This window comes from Rhodococcus sp. ENV425, assembly GCF_002887785.1.
Classification (GTDB): Bacteria; Actinomycetota; Actinomycetes; order Mycobacteriales; family Mycobacteriaceae; genus Rhodococcus; species Rhodococcus aetherivorans.
Genome location: NZ_PCZU01000228.1, coordinates 1 through 651 on the forward strand (window position 1 = coordinate 1; position 651 = coordinate 651).

1 protein-coding gene and 1 pseudogene are annotated in these 651 nt (G+C 75.7%); both read right to left on the bottom strand.

The features are described 5' to 3' along the window. Positions 1 to 394 (bottom strand): copper resistance CopC family protein (locus CQZ88_RS19755; protein WP_258008693.1); only part of this gene is annotated, 394 nt, incomplete at its 3' end. Positions 395 to 425: 31 nt separating this feature from the next. Then, positions 426 to 651 (bottom strand): annotated as a pseudogene (locus CQZ88_RS19760) (hypothetical protein); the annotation flags it as partial.

The window sequence follows — 651 nt, forward strand, 5'->3', positions numbered from 1 at the left end:
CCGCCGAGGTCACGCGGTAGGCGATGGTGTACTCGCCGGCCGGGCCGAGATCGCCGACGGCCACGGAGACCGTGGCGTCCTCGACGAGGGGATCACCCTTGGACCACAGGTTGCCGTCCGGGCCGACGACGGTCAGCGCGGCGAAGGACTCCTGCAGAGCCTCGTTGAAGGTCAGGCTCACGCGCTCGGGGCCCTGCGCGATCTGCTCGCCCGGCGCGGGTGTGCTGGCGATGACGACCGAGTGCGCGGCGGCCGGGCCGGCCGCGAACAGCAATGCCGCCGCGACCGCGCCGAGGAGCCCGGCGAGCCGGGCGAGGCCGAGGAGCCCGGCGAGCCGGGCGAGAACGAGTGGGGTCTGTCGCCGGCGTGCGGCGACGGTGTTCGGGATGTTCATGGGTTTCTCTCTCCGGTGGGGTGGGTCGCGGTCACGCCGCGACGGGCGGCCCCCGCCGGGAGATGCACGGTGCCGGCCGGGCCGACGCGACGGTCCGGCCCGCCACGACCGGCAGCACCGTCCGGGCTGCCTCGATGCGAGGGGGCGCCGCGGTCCATGCCGCCCGCACCGCCCGGGTCAGCGGCCCGTACAGGCGTTGCGCCGCCTCGAGCAGGGCCGCGCACGCAACGACCGCGACGGTGTGTGCGACGAGCATC